At 42.7% G+C, this 17281-nt stretch carries 16 protein-coding genes; 10 read left to right on the top strand and 6 right to left on the bottom strand.

The window, feature by feature from the left end; translation table 11 throughout:
* Positions 1–547 precede the first annotated feature (547 nt).
* The 4 genes from FOR85_RS03810 to purC all read left to right on the top strand — a co-directional run bounded on the left by FOR85_RS03810 (position 548) and on the right by purC (position 4738).
* Positions 548–2002, top strand: a complete 1455-nt coding sequence (locus FOR85_RS03810) for a Do family serine endopeptidase (protein WP_144296789.1) — start codon at positions 548–550, stop codon at positions 2000–2002.
* 516 nt (positions 2003–2518) lie between these two features.
* Positions 2519–3424 carry a 4-hydroxy-tetrahydrodipicolinate synthase gene (gene dapA, locus FOR85_RS03805; RefSeq protein WP_144296788.1) on the top strand — a complete coding sequence of 302 codons (906 nt, stop codon included), beginning with the start codon at positions 2519–2521 and terminating at the stop codon, positions 3422–3424.
* Positions 3425–3569: 145 nt separating this feature from the next.
* The gene (locus FOR85_RS03800; protein ID WP_223808496.1) at positions 3570–3890 is read left to right on the top strand and encodes a hypothetical protein; all 321 of its coding nucleotides are present in this window, start codon (positions 3570–3572) and stop codon (positions 3888–3890) included.
* A 134-nt stretch (positions 3891–4024) separates the two neighbouring features.
* Positions 4025–4738: a phosphoribosylaminoimidazolesuccinocarboxamide synthase gene (purC, locus tag FOR85_RS03795; RefSeq protein ID WP_144296786.1), complete on the top strand. Its 714-nt coding sequence runs from the start codon at positions 4025–4027 to the stop codon at positions 4736–4738.
* A gap of 97 nt (positions 4739–4835) precedes the next feature.
* Here purC and FOR85_RS12605 read toward each other — a convergent pair whose 3' ends face one another.
* Complete coding sequence (locus tag FOR85_RS12605) at positions 4836–5435, bottom strand: hypothetical protein (protein ID WP_190295491.1); 600 nt, start codon at positions 5433–5435, stop codon at positions 4836–4838.
* A 221-nt stretch (positions 5436–5656) separates the two neighbouring features.
* On the opposite strand from FOR85_RS12605, the gene FOR85_RS03785 reads away from it, so the two are divergent.
* Both FOR85_RS03785 and FOR85_RS03780 read left to right on the top strand, forming a co-directional pair.
* Positions 5657–6304, top strand: coding sequence for a DNA-3-methyladenine glycosylase (locus FOR85_RS03785; protein ID WP_144296785.1), 648 nt, complete (start codon positions 5657–5659; stop codon positions 6302–6304).
* 50 nt (positions 6305–6354) lie between these two features.
* Positions 6355–6666, top strand: a complete 312-nt coding sequence (locus FOR85_RS03780) for an NGG1p interacting factor NIF3 (protein WP_144296784.1) — start codon at positions 6355–6357, stop codon at positions 6664–6666.
* 26 nt (positions 6667–6692) lie between these two features.
* Here FOR85_RS03780 and FOR85_RS03775 read toward each other — a convergent pair whose 3' ends face one another.
* The 3 genes from FOR85_RS03775 to FOR85_RS03765 all read right to left on the bottom strand — a co-directional run bounded on the left by FOR85_RS03775 (position 6693) and on the right by FOR85_RS03765 (position 9173).
* Entirely contained in the window at positions 6693–7064 is a 372-nt protein-coding gene (locus FOR85_RS03775) for a hypothetical protein (protein ID WP_144296783.1), read from the bottom strand.
* Positions 7065–7306: 242 nt separating this feature from the next.
* Entirely contained in the window at positions 7307–7984 is a 678-nt protein-coding gene (locus tag FOR85_RS03770) for a hypothetical protein (RefSeq protein WP_144296782.1), read from the bottom strand.
* 985 nt (positions 7985–8969) lie between these two features.
* Entirely contained in the window at positions 8970–9173 is a 204-nt protein-coding gene (locus tag FOR85_RS03765) for a CsbD family protein (protein WP_068405819.1), read from the bottom strand.
* A 491-nt stretch (positions 9174–9664) separates the two neighbouring features.
* Here FOR85_RS03765 and FOR85_RS03760 point away from each other — a divergent pair, with 491 nt between their 5' ends.
* Positions 9665–10354, top strand: coding sequence for a TetR/AcrR family transcriptional regulator (locus FOR85_RS03760; protein ID WP_190295490.1), 690 nt, complete (start codon positions 9665–9667; stop codon positions 10352–10354).
* A gap of 132 nt (positions 10355–10486) precedes the next feature.
* Positions 10487–12697 (top strand): molybdopterin oxidoreductase family protein, encoded by a 2211-nt coding sequence (locus FOR85_RS03755; RefSeq protein WP_144296780.1) that lies wholly within the window; start codon positions 10487–10489, stop codon positions 12695–12697.
* Between the two features lie 70 nt (positions 12698–12767).
* Here FOR85_RS03755 and FOR85_RS03750 read toward each other — a convergent pair whose 3' ends face one another.
* Positions 12768–14093 (bottom strand): D-amino acid dehydrogenase, encoded by a 1326-nt coding sequence (locus FOR85_RS03750; protein ID WP_144296779.1) that lies wholly within the window; start codon positions 14091–14093, stop codon positions 12768–12770.
* A 69-nt stretch (positions 14094–14162) separates the two neighbouring features.
* A complete protein-coding gene (locus FOR85_RS03745; RefSeq protein WP_144296778.1) occupies positions 14163–14915 on the bottom strand; it encodes a folate-binding protein YgfZ in 753 nt (250 codons plus the stop codon).
* A gap of 347 nt (positions 14916–15262) precedes the next feature.
* Between FOR85_RS03745 and FOR85_RS03740 the strand changes: the two genes are divergently transcribed.
* Together FOR85_RS03740 and hemL are read left to right on the top strand one after the other, a co-directional pair.
* The gene (locus FOR85_RS03740; protein ID WP_068405853.1) at positions 15263–15616 is read left to right on the top strand and encodes a zinc ribbon domain-containing protein YjdM; all 354 of its coding nucleotides are present in this window, start codon (positions 15263–15265) and stop codon (positions 15614–15616) included.
* 76 nt (positions 15617–15692) lie between these two features.
* Complete coding sequence (hemL, locus tag FOR85_RS03735) at positions 15693–16994, top strand: glutamate-1-semialdehyde 2,1-aminomutase (protein ID WP_144296777.1); 1302 nt, start codon at positions 15693–15695, stop codon at positions 16992–16994.
* Positions 16995–17281 lie beyond the last annotated feature (287 nt).

The raw sequence follows: 17281 nt of genomic DNA, 5'->3' as shown, positions 1-17281 counted from the left end.
TAAGCAGAATCTAAAAAGCAAAAGATGAAAAAATAAGCTGATGATCGCCAATTTGCTAAAATAACGACCTACAAAAATTAACTTTTGTTTGCCATATAGATTATTTGGCTTGTTGTCATAACATGGTTTTATTTGACGTATTCTAGAGCAATCTTTGCGCCACTTGATTCTCAGCTAAGAACGCTTATTAAAGGGGAGTAGTGCTGGCATGTTAGCAATAAGGCTATCTTTATGATAGAAAAGATAAAGTTTTATACCATAAGTCGAAAATGGACGGTAAACTAACAAGCATTCTTCTTTGCAAGTTTGCATTTCCCAAAGTTTATGCTGAACGCAGATAACAAAAGCAAGCGGTAAAATCTCTCAGCCAGCAATGCAAAGACCAATATAAAAATCAGTTTTTAAATGTTAGCTTTAGAGGTTAGCGAATGAGTAAACTGAGCTATTATCAGCATAATATATAAATAAAACGCCAGAATTATTATTCATAACGGTCCTATTCAAACCGTTTATAACAATTATAAAGACCCATTATATGGAGGGTAACATGCCTAAAAATATGTCTAAAACGTCGAATACAGCCGATTTGAGCCGTTGGTTACAGCAGAGCGCGTTGGCCATAGCGGTAGCCACTACTATGGCGGCAGGTATCAACATCGCGACCGTGCCAACTGCCCAAGCGGCCGTTACCACCGCAGATTTTTCGGGCTTGGTACAGCAAGTCACGCCAGCGGTCGCGCGAGTAAACGTCACCAAAACTGTCAGCGAGGCAGAGCTTGCTAAAGCCCAAACGGCTGAGCTATTGCGGAAGTTCTTTGGTGATCGCTTACATATTCCTGACCAAGCAGCGACGCCTGCGATTGAACATGCATATGGCACTGCATTTTTTGTCACCCGTGATGGTTATATGCTGACCAATCATCATGTGGTGGCAGGCGCGGACAAAATTACTGTGACGCTCAATGACAGAAGCGAGCTTGATGCCAAATTGGTTGGCAGTGATGAGCGCTCAGACGTGGCGGTGCTCAAGGTCACGGGGCGCCAATTCCCTGCCTTGCCAATCGGTGATTCTAATGCGCTAAAAGTAGGGGAGCCGGTATTAGCAATTGGCTCGCCCTTTGGTTTCGATTATTCAGCATCGGCAGGTATTGTAAGTGCCAAATCGCGCAATTTTTCCCGTGAAACCAGCGTACCCTTTATCCAAACTGATGTGGCATTAAACCCGGGTAACTCTGGCGGCCCATTATTTAATCAGCGCGGTGAAGTAATTGGTATTAACTCGCGTATTTTTAGTGGCACGGGCGGCTATATGGGTCTGTCATTCTCTATCCCGATTGATGCGGCGATGGATATTTATGAGCAGTTAAAAGATAACGGTGAAGTTGCGCGCGCCTATCTGGGTATTTTTCCGCAAGATATCGACCGTAATTTAGCCGAAGCTTATAATTTAGCGCGTCCGCAAGGGGCATTATTGACTCGCGTTTCACCAGACTCACCGGCGCAAAAAGCGGGGCTAAAGCCAGGCGATATTATTTTAAAATACAATGATGTCTTAATTATGGAAGCCTCCGATTTATTAAACCTGATTAATCGAGCGCGGCCTGACGATATCTTTCGCGTTCACATTCAGCGCGACGGTAAACAAGCTATCATAACCGGCAAGCTTAGTAATGCTTCCAATGCTATGCAATCGCAAACCGGCGCACAGCAAGCCAACGGCATCAGCTTGGGACTGGCGCTGCGCAATTTAACGCCGGAGGAGCAAATAGAGCTGGCTGCTGATAATAAGACCGGCGTGTTGGTCACCGCTATTGAGCCGACGGGACTCGCGGCGCGCTCGGGTATACTGGCAGGCGACGTTATCACCAATTTGCACCAAAAACCGATTAAAACGGTCAATGATTTTTCTAGCGCCGTGGCATCATTGCCCGAAAAAGGCGTGGTGACGATTGAGATAGTGCGTCAGGGCATCCCAGGTATCATTGGTTTGCGCATTGAATAGCAAAGGATAGCGTGCGTGATTAGCAGCGTTATGAATCGGCTGTCTTTATTGACAGTAATACATATCGTCCGACCATTGCTATGTTGACGATTCGTTAAAATACCTAAAAAGGTTTTATTGCTACTAACTAGTTACGCTACACTAAGCAGTTACGTTACACTAACTATTTAGTTTTCAGGCTTATTTTTTAAGCCAAATAACATCGCACTTAGCATTATGATAGATTGCAAATTTTTCGCTTTATAGAAGTGTTAAGCATGAATTGTTTGATAGCGATGAAGGCAAAATATGCTACACTAGCAGGCGTTTTTATGGCTTGCAGTCAATCAAGTGGCGGCATCTAAATAGCATTAAATACGTTAGTAGAATGAATACACAGTATGAACATCACGCAAGGTCTTGCCCTGACGTTATTTTACCAAACCAAACGTTCAGCTCCATAGAGCAGATAGGCACACTTGCAAACGACTTATCATGTGATAGCTTTAATAAAAGCTAGGATATACAGGCACGGTTATGAGCACAGCATACGACGATATTAAAACCCGACTACAAGGCTCAATGGTAGCCTTGGTAACGCCCATGCATCCTGACGGCACGGTCGATTATAAACGTCTGGCAGACCTCATAGATTGGCAGATTGAGCAAGGTACGCATTGCTTGGTTGCTGTTGGCACCACTGGCGAATCGGCCACTTTATCAATGCAAGAGCACAGCGATGTGATTCGTTACTTTGTCCAGCATGTCAAAGGTCGTGTGCCTGTGATTGCAGGTACTGGTGCAAACAATACGATGGAAGCCATTAAGCTAACCCAAGATGCCGCCGAAGCAGGTGCTGATTGTGCGTTATTGGTCGCCCCTTATTATAATAAACCGCCACAAGAAGGCTTGTTTCAGCATTATAAGGCCATCGCTGAAGCGGTAAAAATACCGCAGATGCTTTATAACGTACCGGGTCGTACCGTTGTTGATATCGCTCAAGAAACGGTTGAACGGCTTGCTGATATCGATAACATTGTCGCTATTAAAGATGCTACAGGTTCTACGATTCGCGGTGAGCAATTAATCAAAGCGGTCGGTGACAGAATGGTGGTGCTATCTGGTGATGATGGTACTGCCCTTGAATTGATGAAATTGGGTGGTAAAGGCAATATTTCAGTGACTGCCAACATTGCCCCAAAAGCCATGAGCGAAACCTTTAGTGCGGGTTTACGCGGTGATTTTGATGCCGCTCATAAAGTCCATGACGTGGTAAAACACTTACACCGCGACCTATTTATCGAGTCAAGTCCTATCCCTGCCAAATACGCCCTACATAAAATGGGCATGATAGATACCGGTATTCGTTTGCCGTTGGTATGGTTGGCTGAAAAGCACCATGCGACCATTGATGAAGCTCTAATCCGTGCAAATTTACTTTAGGTTTTTATAAATTTAATAAACATACCGCTTATAGTGGCTCTATAGGTTTCGACTATTAAGTAAAAAAGTTAGACATAGTAAAACTATAAACGCTTTGCCTACATACGCACCAAATAAGCAATAACTGCTAACTCAGAGAGATAATATGATGACAGTATCATCAAACCCTGCAAAAATATTCCCGATGCTAATGACCGTGGTTTTGGGTAGTACGTTAGTGTTGAGCGGCTGCCAAGCGACCAAAGGTCTGTTTGGTAAGCGCGATAATGGTAGCCTTGAGTATCAGCAAAGCAAAAAACTGGCACCATTAGAATTGCCAGCGGCGCAAGAAACAGCGCCATTTGTGCCGTTATACCCAACGCCTAATGCCGGTGCTAATACCTTGAAACTAGAAAATGAGTCAGGTAAACAATATCAGCTGCCAAGACCTCAGCGTACGGTTGCTGCGACCCAAGCAGCAGAATAAACCCCTTTTTATCCCTATCTATACCGCTGGTCTTTTATTATGGTTAAGCAGGTTTGTTTTATACCTAAATACAAATGGCTTGGCGGTCACTGCGCGTTTTTACCACATAAGCTTGAACGAACAGGAACTCCCTCATGCAAAAGCAACAACTGCTCTATAAAGGCAAAGCCAAGTCTGTTTATGAAACAGAAGACCATGATCTGCTGATTTTACACTTCCGCGACGATACCTCCGCACTCGATGGTAAGCGTATCGAACAGCTTGCTCGTAAAGGCGTGGTGAATAACCGCTTTAACGCCTTTATCATGCAAAAACTGGCTGACGCTGGTATCGAAACCCATTTTGAAAAGCAGTTGTCAGACGATGAAGTGCTGGTCAAGCGTTTAGACATGATTCCGGTTGAATGCGTGGTGCGTAATTTTGCTGCGGGCAGTTTGGTACGTCGCCTAGGTTTAGAGGAAGGTCAAGCATTAACGCCGCCTACTTATGAGCTGTTTTATAAAGACGATGCGCTTGGCGATCCGATGGTCAATGAGTCCATCTCTATCTCGCTTGGTTGGGCGAACGAGGCTCAATTGGCGAAAATGAAAGAGCTCAGTCACCAAGTAAACGAAGTGCTAAAAGAGCTGTTTGATGCTGGCGATTTAATACTGGTAGATTTTAAACTTGAATTTGGCGTATTCCATGATCGTATCGTTCTAGGTGATGAGTTCTCGCCTGATGGCTGCCGTATCTGGGATAAAGCGACCAAGAAAAAGCTCGATAAAGACCGTTTCCGTCAATCATTGGGTGATGTGATTGAAGGCTATGAAGAAGTAGCAAAACGTATCGGTGTGCCGTTAAACTAGAAATATAAAATATTTAAAAAATAAAAAACTGAGCCATGCGCTCAGTTTTTTTATGGGGATAAGCATTTTAAAAACCGTTATGTTAAAGATTGCTATGTTATTTGTCTTTACGCGCTTCTTTGATTTTCTTCGCTGCCATCTCCATCGCATCGGCAGCTTTGTCCGCTAATGTGCCAACCACTTCTTTAGCTTTAGTGGTAGCAGTGTCCTTTAAAGAAGATTCTTTGTCTTCGCTAGATTTAGAGTCATCATCTTTACTATCTTTATCCTTCTTGTCAGAATCGTCACCATTTTTACTGTCGTTTTTAGCGTCTGATTGATCGTCTTTTTTGGCACCGTTATTGTTTTTATCAGACGATTTATCATTATCGCTATCTTTACTATCGTTCTTGTCCGACGTTTTATCATCTTTTTTGTCATTAGTATTGTCTTGATTAGATGACTTATCGTCTTTGCTGTTTTTACTTTGTGACTGACTATTTTGCTTGTCGTTCTTACTGTTATCATCTGTCTTAGACTGACTATCTTTTGAGGCGTTGTCCTTTGAATCGTTAGTAGCGTTGCCTTTGGAAGCATTATTACCGTTATTAGTGTTGTTATCTTTCATCACTGCGTTTTTATTCGTATCTTTTTCGCTAGCATTTTTATTGCTATCGTTGTTGTGCTGCTTATCATTGTTAGTATTAGAGTTAGTCATTGTTATATCCTTTTGTTTGTATTTTTTAGTGTTGGATGTTTTTAGTTTTTTAACTTTAAAATTGATTGGCGAATTCTAAGCTTACTATTAGAATGAGTTAACTGTCTGTATAGCAACAGTTGCAATAGGTAATAAGGTCTAACGCTTAGCCGCTTTGAGTGGTTTTTTATGCTAAATTTATATCGTCAATATAAACGCCGCTATAAAAAAGGTTATCTTTGATGTCATTGTACAAATTACCTTATATACAACCCTCCGTTTTAGAACCTAGCTGGTTTGTCCGCCCGACCTGCGTGGTAGCGGCAGATTTAATTGGCAAGATTTTATGCCGACAGCTAATCGATAGTGATGGTAAGAAAAAAACCCTACGGATGCGCATCTCAGAGACCGAAGCCTATATTGGCGAAGGTGATGCCGCTTGTCATGCCCATGCTGGCACGCGCACGCCGCGTACCGAAATTATGTATAGCGAGGGTGGGGTGTTCTATGTCTATCTGACTTATGGTATCCATCATATGCTCAATTTGGTCAGTGGGCCGGCAGAGTCGCCAGAAGCGGTATTAATACGCGCAGGGTTTTTGACAGACGATAGCGCGCGCTTAATCGACGAGCAATTACTGAGCGCAGATAAACAGCTAACCGATCCCAAGCAATTTGCAGGTCCTGGCAAGCTAACCAAACGGCTGCAAATTGACCGCGAGTTATATGGTGCGCCTATCATGCCTGCGTCAGGGCTTTGGGTCGAAGACGACGGCTGTCAGCCGCCAGTATCGCTGCGCCCACGTATTGGCATTGATTATGCGGGCACGGCGAAAGATTGGTTACTGCGCTATGTTTGGACCGACCATGTTTCGCTGTCCAAAAAGTAGCCAATCTATAGTTGTTAGTAATTTTTTAAAGAGCATGAAAGGGGTAAGCGATGTATAAATTGACAGTTTTTATTCCCAATGAAGCACTAGAGCAAGTAAAGACTGCCGTGTTTGCGGCCGGTGCTGGCAAGATTGGCAACTATGAACAATGCTGTTGGCAGGTGGAAGGAACAGGGCAGTTTATGCCGTTAGCAGGCAGTCAGCCGCATATTGGCACGCAGGATACACTTGAAACGGTCGAAGAATGGCGCGTGGAGATGGTGGTAGCCGACGCGTATATTAAGCCAGTGATTGAAGCATTAAAGCAGACGCATCCTTATGAAACGCCTGCCTATGATGTGATTGAAGTATTGGACTTTTAAGATCTTAAATTTATTATCAGAAATGATCAGTCTTCTTTGATTTTAATCACCTTGTAGCTTGGATAATCAAGCTCAATTTTATAGTCTTTACTGCCGCGGCGAGCTTTTACTTTTATTTTACTGTCGCCTTTTTTATATCTGACGTCTTTGACCCGATAACCCATATTGCTAACCTGATTGGCCGCGCGCTGCTCGATAGCAGGCTGATAAAGCTCTTTATCAATGGATTTGATGTTTTTTTTGTGTTTCTTGTAGACCTTGGTGTCTTTATAAATGTCCTCGTAAAGGTCGCCATAAGCATTGTAGCCGGGCGCGGTGACGCAGCCAGTCGTTATGGACAGTAACGCGGCAATCATACTGCTCGCCGCCGTGGTTTTTAATAACGTATATTTTTTCATAATATTCTCTCATGCTATGCTATTAAAGGTATTGGTAGCTCGTCTATATAAGCAAGGTTCTATGCTAAAAACGACACAATAAAAAAATGGTCAACTAAACCAAGGGCTGGCTTATTTGACCAAGGGCATCAAGTCATCAACGATGCCAAAATTTTTATCTCATCCATTTATACCTATTTTATTTACAGCTATTCTCATTTGTGGCATAAAATATTTATACAAAACTTCAAACCGTTTTTATATTAATCTTTTTCAATCTTAATGACATTTAAGTTTGGATAGCCAAGTAAAATCTCATATTCTTGTGAGCCGCGTTTGGCTTCAATCTCGAACACACCGCGGCCGTTCTTTTCATCGAGTTCTACATCTTTAACGCTATAGCCCATTGACTTTACTTTATTGACAGCCCGCTGCTTAATCGCTGGGTAACGAGAATCTCGTTTGATACTGTTTTCGATATCATCGTCTTTATAGCGCTTATTGTTTTTATATTTGCCATGATTTTTATACTTGTCTTTTTTATAATCATCTTTGTCGTAACGGTCTTTATCGTTTCTATCATCTTGCCAAACATTAGAGGAACCTCTTTTGTTTGAGCTGATGAGTCTTAAGTCTGGATAGCTATATTTAAGCTCGTAGGTTTGATTGTTCTTTCTAGCGATGGCAGTAATAGCATGGTTGCCACGATAGTTATCAGAGCGGATGTCCATGACTTGATAGCCTTGACGGCGTAGATTATTGCTTAGAGTCTGGCTAACGCGTTTATAGTCAGCATTGCCGTAATTGCTGTTACCACCATATATTGGGTAATTTCCATAACCTGGATCAACAACGGCACAACCAGCCACCGTTCCTAACAAAGTCAGCGCTAAACCAGCAGATATTGCGGTCTTAAATGAGAAAGCGGATAGAGTTTTCACAATAAAATCTCCTTTGGAGTACCGATGATCTGAATAAGGAACGATTATTTAACAGGGATACTTTTAACAATAGGTGATTGGTAGCTTATAAGCCTGCAAAGCCAATATTTGTTTCTTAATATTGAAATATTTTCTTACATACACATAGTAAGACTTAAAAATCATCTTTCCATATCTTTGATGTTAATAAGTTGTAAATTTTGCAAATAGTTGCGTAAACATTCGACACTTTAGGTGACTAGGGCGTTTCTAAATTTGTTCAATATCGCTAACACTTTTAATGACTAATATAGGGAGTACGAAACAATTAAAGATATACGTAAAGATTATTTCAAATTTATCAATAACTTAGATTGAGATAGTGGCTATCTTAAAATCGACGTAAGCATATGCTTACATGCAATGACGCTTACGCGACTTAACACGTGATGGATAATTTGACACTATACACACACGGCATAAGGGAATGTGACTCAAGGATTGAGTTAACCGTATTAAGGATAATAGTTCAATCGCTAGCATCAGGATGATAAAGGCAATTGGAATAAGGACACATGACCCGTGCTGCAGGCATCTAATGCCAGTAGTAGTCAGAACAAATGGGCAGGATGCCCGGCTATCATAATATACTCAATATCTTGCAAGGATGCAGCGATTAGAGTGGTGATGGGTAACAAGGATGGTTAACAATAAAACCGCATAACAATTAATTGCTATGCGGTTTTATCGTGTCTGGGTGTTAAGAATTCTCCATTCAGATTTTCTCAGAACGTGTATTCCTCAGAAAACTTCTATCATACCCGTTATCCCAAATGATAACGACCTCATATTTTTATCGTTAAAATCTATAAGCCAATATGATGAGTAGTTACTTATAGACAATAAAAAAGCATAGACGATAAAAAAGGCCACATTAAATCAATGTGACCTTTCTCAATAAACAGCTTATAAAAATCTATATGTAAGAAAATTCTTATAAGACAAATTAGTATTTGTTTTCAACGCGCCATGCATCTACTTCGCGCTCAGCGTCATCTTTACTGTGACCATAACGCTCTTGGACTTTACCCACGAGCTTATCACGGCTACCTTCGATATGTAGTAAATCATCATCAGTTAGGTCAGCCCACTTCTGCTTGACCGTACCCTTCATCTGTTTCCAATCACCTTTTAGCGTATGTTCGTTCATTATTATAATCCTTATTTTAGTTATCAAATCTTTAAGGTAAATAGTTTAAAAATTCTAACGCTATAAACCGTAAAGTGCTTTAGGAGCAAGTTATTATTTATGATTGTTCTTGTTTATCTCGTACTGTTTTAAGTACTTTACAGCTAGCCCGTGGCCAACTTGTGATACCAATATATAAATGTTAGACCGCCGTGTCTGTATGAGCAATGTTTGTAGTGTTGCTTAATTATGGTCATTGCTCTTGCTATGTTATGGAGGGCATAGTTGTGTAATAGACAGGGTACTTTTTCAGAGCGATACGTAAAGAAAACCAGCAGCCAAATCTCTACCTATATAGTGCTTTGTCCTTTTTTATGTCTTTATCAATCCTAATTCTAAAGCTATTAATGGAAAATCTAATCTTTTACGCCCCTGATTATAGACTTGTTATTTAAATAACTATAAGCTTATAGCTGAAATCATAAGCCTTAGACAATGAGGACAGAATAACAGTGAGTCCAATTAATACCGTAAACGCCACAAGATTAGATACGAAGCGTGAGCTGGCAAAAGCCAAAACCCGTCGTGCCTTATTAAAAAGTGCGCTGCAGCTTTATAGCTTGGAAGGCGCTTGCGGCATGAGTATGAACAAAATCGCTAAAGGGGCGGGAATCGCTCAGCCAAGTTTTTATAATCACTTTGACAGCGTAGAAACGCTACAAAGTGAGTTGAGTAGGCAATTAAAAGACAATTATTTATCACTGATGCGTAAGGCGTGGGCAGATATGCTTGGTGATTATCCAACGCTGTCTAGGGCGGCGTTCAATCAGCGCTGTCAGCATTGCTTGACGCTAATTTTTACAGCTGCCTTTCAAAATATTAGGTTATTCCAACGGTTACTCGAAGACAGTCTGCGCTTTGATTTGCGAGTAGAAGATAAAGGTTTGGGAAGTTTGTTTACCGACATACGCGAGGAATGGACAAAAATATTTATCCAAGGATTGCAGTCAGCCGAGTGTTCTTTTGAGACGTTTGAAGTTTATCTCTGCGTTGATAGTGCGAGCGCGCAGGTTCATGAGTTGATATTAGGCTGTCATCAAAGACGTTATTCACAGCAGCAAGCGATTGGGATGTTGTGCAAAAACTTTGATAGGCTTTTTGGTGGATTTTTTATCAATAATCAGCAAGTAATAAGTAGCTAGTGAGCAAATTAATGAATGTGGAGCTCGCAAAATTTTTAAGACTAACGAATCGATTCATACCATAAAACCATAAAACCATAAAACGGAATTTAGTTAGCGAAAGCGATAGTAACGATCACAGGGAGCGTGACCATGGCTAGTGAACAAACCAAGACGAATGAGCAAACACATTTTAGAACCTGCAATCTGTGCGAGGCGATGTGCGGTATTGAAGTGAAGCACGATGGAGCAAAAGTATTATCGATTAAAGGCGATAAAAATGACCCATTTTCTAAAGGTTATATTTGCCCAAAAGCAACTGCTTTACAAGATTTACATGAAGACCCAGATCGCTTGCGTCATCCCATCGAGAGGACGGCTAACGGTTGGAAAACAATCAGCTGGGAGGAGGCGCTTGATAAAGTAGCTGCTGGTATTCAGTCAGTACAAAAGAAACACGGCCAAAATGCTTTCGGTGTTTATTTAGGCAATCCTAACGTCCATAATTTGGGCGGCATGCTGACCATTAAGCATCTATTAAGCAGTATCAAGACCCGCAGTCGTTTTTCTGCAACCTCGGTCGATCAATTACCGCACCATATCGTCAGCATGCACCTGTTTGGGCATATGCTGCGTATCCCCGTGCCTGACGTCAATCGCACCCGATATATGCTCATCATTGGTGGCAATCCGCTGGCATCTAACGGCAGTATTATGACCGCGCCAAATATGCGCCAAAAGCTAAAAGACATCAAAGCCCGCGATGGCAAAGTAGTAGTGATTGATCCAAGACGTACCGAAACTGCTGACATTGCAAGCGAGCATCATTTTATCCGTCCAGCAACCGATGTTTTATTTTTGCTTGCTATGCTCAATGAAATCTATGACCAAGGTTACGCGGACAAAGCACGGACTAATAATAGAGCGGCGGCGCTTGCGCCAGAGATTGCGCGCTTGGCAGATTTCGCTAAAGACTATAGCGCAGAGTTAGTTGCTGATATTACTGGCATTGCCGCAAATGAGATTAAAAGACTGGTCAAAGAGTTTTGCGAAGCCAAAAGCGCCGTCTGCTATGGGCGCATGGGCGTATCGGTGCAGGAATTTGGCTTATTAAGCCAGTATTTGATTATGGTGATTAATATCGTCACCAGACGTTTGGATGAAGTAGGCGGCCTCATGTTCCCCAATCCTGCGCTTGATGTGGTCAATAACTCCGGCCCAGGTTATTTAGGCAAACGTCATAGCCGCGTGAGTAATTTGCCTGATTTCAATGGTGATTATCCTGTCGTAGCGATGGGTGACGAGATGCTGGTAACAGGCGAGGGTCAATTAAAAGGCTTTATGACCGTTGCAGGCAACCCTGTCCTCAGTACGCCAAATGGTGAAAAGTTAGATAAAGCCTTTGCCAATTTGGACTTTATGGTCGCGATTGATTACTTTGTCACAGAAACCAGCCGGCATGCCAATATTATCTTGCCACCCGTCTCGCCGCTAGAGCGTGACCATTATGACGTTACCTTTAATAATTTTGCTGTACATAATGTCGCTAAATACTCTCCAGCATTGTTTTCTAAGAAAAAAAGTGCCAAACATGATTGGCAAATCTATTTGGAATTAGCAAAACGCCTCGATAAAAAAGCGCCGCTTACGACCAAAATTGAGCGCCGATTGGTTAAGACTTTAGGACCAAAATTTTTGCTTGATCAAGGCTTGAGACGTGGACCTTATGCTGGCATGAATCTAAATAAACTCAAGAAAAAGCCACATGGACTGGATTTAGGCACGCTCAAAAGAATGCTACCGCAAGCAATAAAGCATAAAGATAAGCAAATTCATCTTAATATCGATTTTTATCAAGCCGATTTAGCGCGCGTGCAAACGATGATGCAGGATTATGATGACAAACAGATTTTACTTATCGGTCGTCGTCATGTACGCAGTAACAATTCATGGCTGCATAATAGCTATCGCTTGGTCAAAGGCAAGCCTCGCTGTACGCTGATGATGCATCCTGAAACAGCGAAAGAATATGGTATTAAGGATGGACAGGAAGTAAAAGTGACCTCGCGCGTTGGTAGTGTGACGATCGTAGCAGAAGTCACCGATGAGCTAATGCCTGGCGTAGTCAGTATTCCTCATGGTTGGGGTCATGGTCGTAAAGGTGTGCAGCAAAAGATTGCGCAAGCGCATGCCGGTGTCAGTGTTAATGACTTGACGGACGATACCTTAATCGACCAGCTAAGTGGTAATGCGGCGGTCAATGGCGTACCTGTGCAATTGCAAGCAATCGAGCCAGAGGTGGTTGATTTGGAAACTGTTGATACTGAGGTTAATGCTGATATTAAATCAGGAAGCGCTGCATAAAATAGCTCTAAAATAAAAGTCTTTAATTTAAAAAGGCACTTAAAAAAGTGCCTTCTTTACGTTTTTAATTTTAAGTTCCTAAACCTATAAAATCAAAGTCTACTTGCGGTGTCTCGCCTTGTATCAATAAACTGATCGCCTTTGCCGAACCACAAGCATGCGTCCAGCCAAGCGTGCCATGACCGGTATTTAGCCATAAATTATCAAAGCTGGCGTTTGTATTGACACTACCATGACGGACTTGACCATGATGCGCGCGCCCTATTAATGGTACATTTGATGGCGTCATTGGGCGCAGTCCTGTCCAATATTGCACAGAATTGGCAATGATACCTTTGGGAAATAACTGCTGTACGCGACGAGTAATGGCTGCACAGCGCGTGCTATTTAAATCCATATTATAGCCGTTAAATTCCGCCGTACCTGCGACGCGTAATTTGTCACCAAGGCGCGAGGTGACTAATTTAAACTCATCATCAATAAGGCTGACGAAAGGTGCTAAATGTGGCGCACGCGGATTGACTTGATAAGTGGCTGAATACCCTTTGGCAGGGAAAATCGGCAGATGGATATTGAGCGGTTTCATGAGCAATACGCTATAGCTGCCAAGTGCCAGTACATAATCGTCAGCGCTAAAAGTCTGTGCGTTTTCGCCCTTGGGACGAATGGTCATACTATGCACGTGCGGGCGAGCAGAATGGGCGTCGGTGTTTAACGCCAAAATGTCGGTATCGTATAAAAATTTCACGCCAGCATCGATGCAGCGCTGCGCCAAACGCTGGGTAAATAAATGCGCATTACCCGATTCGTCACGGCTGGTGTAAGTGGCGCCTTTGAGCTTATGCGCGATAGGGTAAAGCGCAGGCTCAAGGCTAATAGCATTATTAATATCTATCACATAACGCTCACAGCCGAGCTCTTGCATACGTTCGGTTGGCGCGATGGCAGCATCAAACTCAGCTTGGTTGGTATAAAAATGCATGATACCGCGCGTTTGCTGCTCGTAATCAATACCAATATCAGCACGCAGCTGCTGCAATGCTTCGCGTGAGTACAAGCCCAAACGCACCATCTGTACCAAATTGGCATCGGCTCGTTCTGCGCGGCATTCTTGTAAAAACTGCATTGCCCATTTCAACTGCGCTTTATCAGCTCGCAAGCGGTAGAGCAGTGGTGCATCTTCACGAAACAACCATTTCAGCGCTTTCATCGGCGTGCTCGGATTCGCCCACGGGGTTGCGTGCGAGACGGATATCTGCCCACCATTGGCAAATGAGGTTTGCATACCAGCAGCAGATTCGCGCTCAATGACGGTCACATCGTAGCCTGCTTGCCGTAGATACCATGCGCTGGTCACGCCCACCACACCTGCTCCGAGTACCGCAATATGGGTCATAAATTGCTCTGCTGCGTTTTTAGTAAAAGTACTTTTTAAAATACCAAATGGACTACCAAACTTTTCCCGTTATTTTTGACGGGCGACATCCGCTTGTAGTGTTGGTGGTAAGTCTAATATCGTAAGCTCGCTATCGGCCAAATGCTCTGGGCGGGCAACGACCAAAGCTTTAAAGCTATTGGCATTTATATCATCATCAGCAATGGCATTGACCACCTGAATTTTCTCTAGCTTATCACCTGCGGCTGGCACCTCACCTGTGCCGCTAACATAATGTAAAAACGCTTTTGGCGCGGCTTTAAAGTAAATACGGGCAATGACTTCTTGACCGAGGTAGCAGCCTTTATCGTAATCCATACCGCCGCGCTGATGTAGGCGCAGCTCTTGCGGCTGAAACTCGCCTCGTGTGTCCGCGACTATCCAATAGTTACCTGCTGTAAGACTCGCTTGCATCCACGCTTGAGTGTCATCGATAGTATTATGCTCGTCTTTATGACTAAAGGTTGGCACTCCATCGAGTACGCAAGGATAAATGGGCGTTGGTGTACTGGTATCAAACTTTGAAAAGGCGCCAAACTTTTTAAGATGCGCTTGCAAAGCCTCAGCGCAATCGGTACTGATGACTACATCAAAATGCTTTTCGTCTTGTTTTTTAATCCAAAGGCCAAAATCGATACGACCTTTTAAATTGCTAAGCGCCGTTGCTTGATAGCTAAGCCCAAGCTTAGTGACATCAGAGGTTAGCTGCCCTTGTAAGAACTTTGCGGCATCTTCACCTTGAATGGTTAGTTGAACAAATTGTGGCAATGTTGATTGAGTCATTATTATTGTCCTATTTATGAGTCGCTATAGCCTCAGATATTAGGGTTAATACTGAGTGATTAAAGTCGTTATAAGACTTACTGTTAAAATAATGCGAAAAAGTCGTTATTTAAGTTTTTTACCATCTTTTTAGTACCTAAAGACAAATGGTTATCAAATCAAATTTGGTTACAGCAGAGTACCACAAAAAACCACGTGATAAAAAACGTCCGCGTTAAGGGATAAGCGAATGTATCAATTAGTCACAGTTCTGTGTTTACAAGCGGAGCGATTGGTGAAAGCTGGCGAGTTACGGTACAATGTTAGCGTTAGAATACACCCAATTTATCACGGCTGACGAGGAAATTATGAGCTTACCCAATTGCCCAAAATGCGATGCTGAATATACGTACGAAGATGGTGCGTTACTGGTATGTCCGATGTGTGCTCATGAGTGGACCGCGGCTGAAACCGATGCGGCGCAGGCTGAAGCGCAAGATGCGGTCATTCGTGATGCGGTCGGTAACGAGCTGCAAGATGGCGATACCGTCACCGTGATTAAAGACTTAAAGGTCAAAGGATCATCAACCATTATCAAAGTCGGCACCAAAGCAAAAGGGATTCGTCTGTTGCCAGATGCCTCTGACGGTCATGATATCGACTGTAAACTCGATGGTTTTGGACCGATGAAGCTCAAATCGTCAGTGGTTAAAAAAGCTTAAGTTTTTGTTAATTAAGTGATTGTTAATTAAGCTATCGTTAATAAAATAACACCAAAAAAATAAGTAGAGACTAATTATGAGCACTAAAAATGAACAACTTTTTGCGCAAGCCCGCAAACATATTCCTGGCGGCGTAAACTCACCGGTTCGCGCCTTTGCTGGCGTTGGTGGTACGCCTATTTTTATGCACCGTGCTAACGGCAGCAAAATTTATGACACCGAAGACAATGCTTATATCGATTATGTCGGCTCTTGGGGGCCGATGATTTTGGGTCATGCGCATCCAAAAGTCATTGATGCGGTTAAAAAAGCCGCTGATGATGGTTTGAGCTTTGGTACACCAACGCCATTTGAAACCACCGTGGCCGATAAGATTTGCGACATCGTCCCAAGTGTCGAGATGATTCGCATGACAAGCTCAGGTACAGAAGCGACCATGAGCGCGATTCGTTTGGCGCGTGGCTTTACTGAGCGTGACAAAATCGTCAAATTTGAAGGCTGCTACCATGGTCATTCAGACAGCTTACTGGTAAAAGCGGGTTCAGGGATGCTAGATATTGGCGAACCAACATCAAAAGGCGTGCCAGCGGATTTTGCTAAGCATACGATTACCATTCCTTATAATGACCCGCAAGCGATTAAAGAGTGCTTTGCAAAATGGGGTAGTGAGATTGCTTGCGTGATTGTCGAACCAATCGCCGGCAACATGAATATGGTCATTCCGACCCAAGAATTCCATGATACTTTGCGCGCAGAATGTACCGCCAATGGTGCGGTATTGATTTTTGATGAAGTAATGACCGGTTTTCGCGTTGGACTTGGCGGCGCGCAAGCGCATTTTGGCATTGACCCTGATTTGACCTGCTTTGGTAAAATTATCGGTGCTGGCTTACCCGTTGGTGCTTTCGGTGGTAAAAAAGAAGTGATGTCTTGTATCGCGCCACTTGGCGGCGTTTATCAAGCGGGTACGTTATCAGGTAACCCGCTGGCTATGCGCGCCGGTATCGCGATGTTTGAAGACTTAACCGTTGATGGTTTTTATGATCAATTATCTGCGAAAGTAGACCAGCTTATTGATGGTATCCAAGCGGCAGCGGACAAGCATGGTATCAATCTGCGCACCAATAAACTGGGCGGCATGTTTGGGATGTTCTTTGTTAAAGACAAGGCGACAAACGTACCGCAAAACTTCGATGACGTCACCGAGTGCGATATGGATGTGTTTAATACCTTTTTTCATGGCATGTTAGAGCGCGGTATTTATCTTGCGCCATCTGCCTATGAAGCGGGCTTTATGTCGATCAAGCATAGTGATGCAGACATTGAAGCGTCTATTAACGCCGCTGATGAGATTTTTGCTGAAATGGCAAAAGCGTAAATCATTTGGTTAAAATTACTTGTCTAAAATTTAAAGTTTAATGTTCTTTAGAATTTATATCTGCAACAAAAAAACCAGCAGGATTATCGTGCTGGTTTTTTTGTGCCTGCGTATTAATAAAACGAATTTTTAATAAATGGTGGAAGTTTTTTAGGCTTGAAAATAATCTATAACCTAAAAGTATCCTTGTTCTAGAACCTATAATACAACGACTAAGTTGTGCTATTCTGAGAGCACCAATCACGTTTTAGCAAGGATGCAATTTGATGGATAATAGCTTTGAAAAT

This window comes from Psychrobacter sp. YGAH215 (genome assembly GCF_007280595.1).
Lineage (GTDB): Bacteria > Pseudomonadota > Gammaproteobacteria > Pseudomonadales > Moraxellaceae > Psychrobacter > Psychrobacter faecalis.
The sequence above is the reverse complement of the archived record's forward strand: the minus strand, read 5'-3'. Positions and strand labels throughout refer to the sequence as shown.

Excerpts from the sequence above, each read along its gene's own strand:
- FOR85_RS03800 (WP_223808496.1), top strand. The coding sequence starts at position 3,570 with ATGATGACAGTATCATCAAACCCTGCAAAAATATTCCCGATGCTAATG.
- FOR85_RS03745 (WP_144296778.1), bottom strand. The coding sequence starts at position 14,915 with ATGACTCAATCAACATTGCCACAATTTGTTCAACTAACCATTCAAGGT.
- FOR85_RS12605 (WP_190295491.1), bottom strand. The coding sequence starts at position 5,435 with ATGACTAACTCTAATACTAACAATGATAAGCAGCACAACAACGATAGC.
- FOR85_RS03780 (WP_144296784.1), top strand. The coding sequence starts at position 6,355 with ATGTATAAATTGACAGTTTTTATTCCCAATGAAGCACTAGAGCAAGTA.
- dapA (WP_144296788.1), top strand. The coding sequence starts at position 2,519 with ATGAGCACAGCATACGACGATATTAAAACCCGACTACAAGGCTCAATG.
- FOR85_RS03750 (WP_144296779.1), bottom strand. The coding sequence starts at position 14,093 with ATGACCCATATTGCGGTACTCGGAGCAGGTGTGGTGGGCGTGACCAGC.
- hemL (WP_144296777.1), top strand. The coding sequence starts at position 15,693 with ATGAGCACTAAAAATGAACAACTTTTTGCGCAAGCCCGCAAACATATT.
- purC (WP_144296786.1), top strand. The coding sequence starts at position 4,025 with ATGCAAAAGCAACAACTGCTCTATAAAGGCAAAGCCAAGTCTGTTTAT.
- FOR85_RS03810 (WP_144296789.1), top strand. The coding sequence starts at position 548 with ATGCCTAAAAATATGTCTAAAACGTCGAATACAGCCGATTTGAGCCGT.
- FOR85_RS03775 (WP_144296783.1), bottom strand. The coding sequence starts at position 7,064 with ATGAAAAAATATACGTTATTAAAAACCACGGCGGCGAGCAGTATGATT.
- FOR85_RS03765 (WP_068405819.1), bottom strand. The coding sequence starts at position 9,173 with ATGAACGAACATACGCTAAAAGGTGATTGGAAACAGATGAAGGGTACG.
- FOR85_RS03785 (WP_144296785.1), top strand. The coding sequence starts at position 5,657 with ATGTCATTGTACAAATTACCTTATATACAACCCTCCGTTTTAGAACCT.
- FOR85_RS03740 (WP_068405853.1), top strand. The coding sequence starts at position 15,263 with ATGAGCTTACCCAATTGCCCAAAATGCGATGCTGAATATACGTACGAA.
- FOR85_RS03755 (WP_144296780.1), top strand. The coding sequence starts at position 10,487 with ATGGCTAGTGAACAAACCAAGACGAATGAGCAAACACATTTTAGAACC.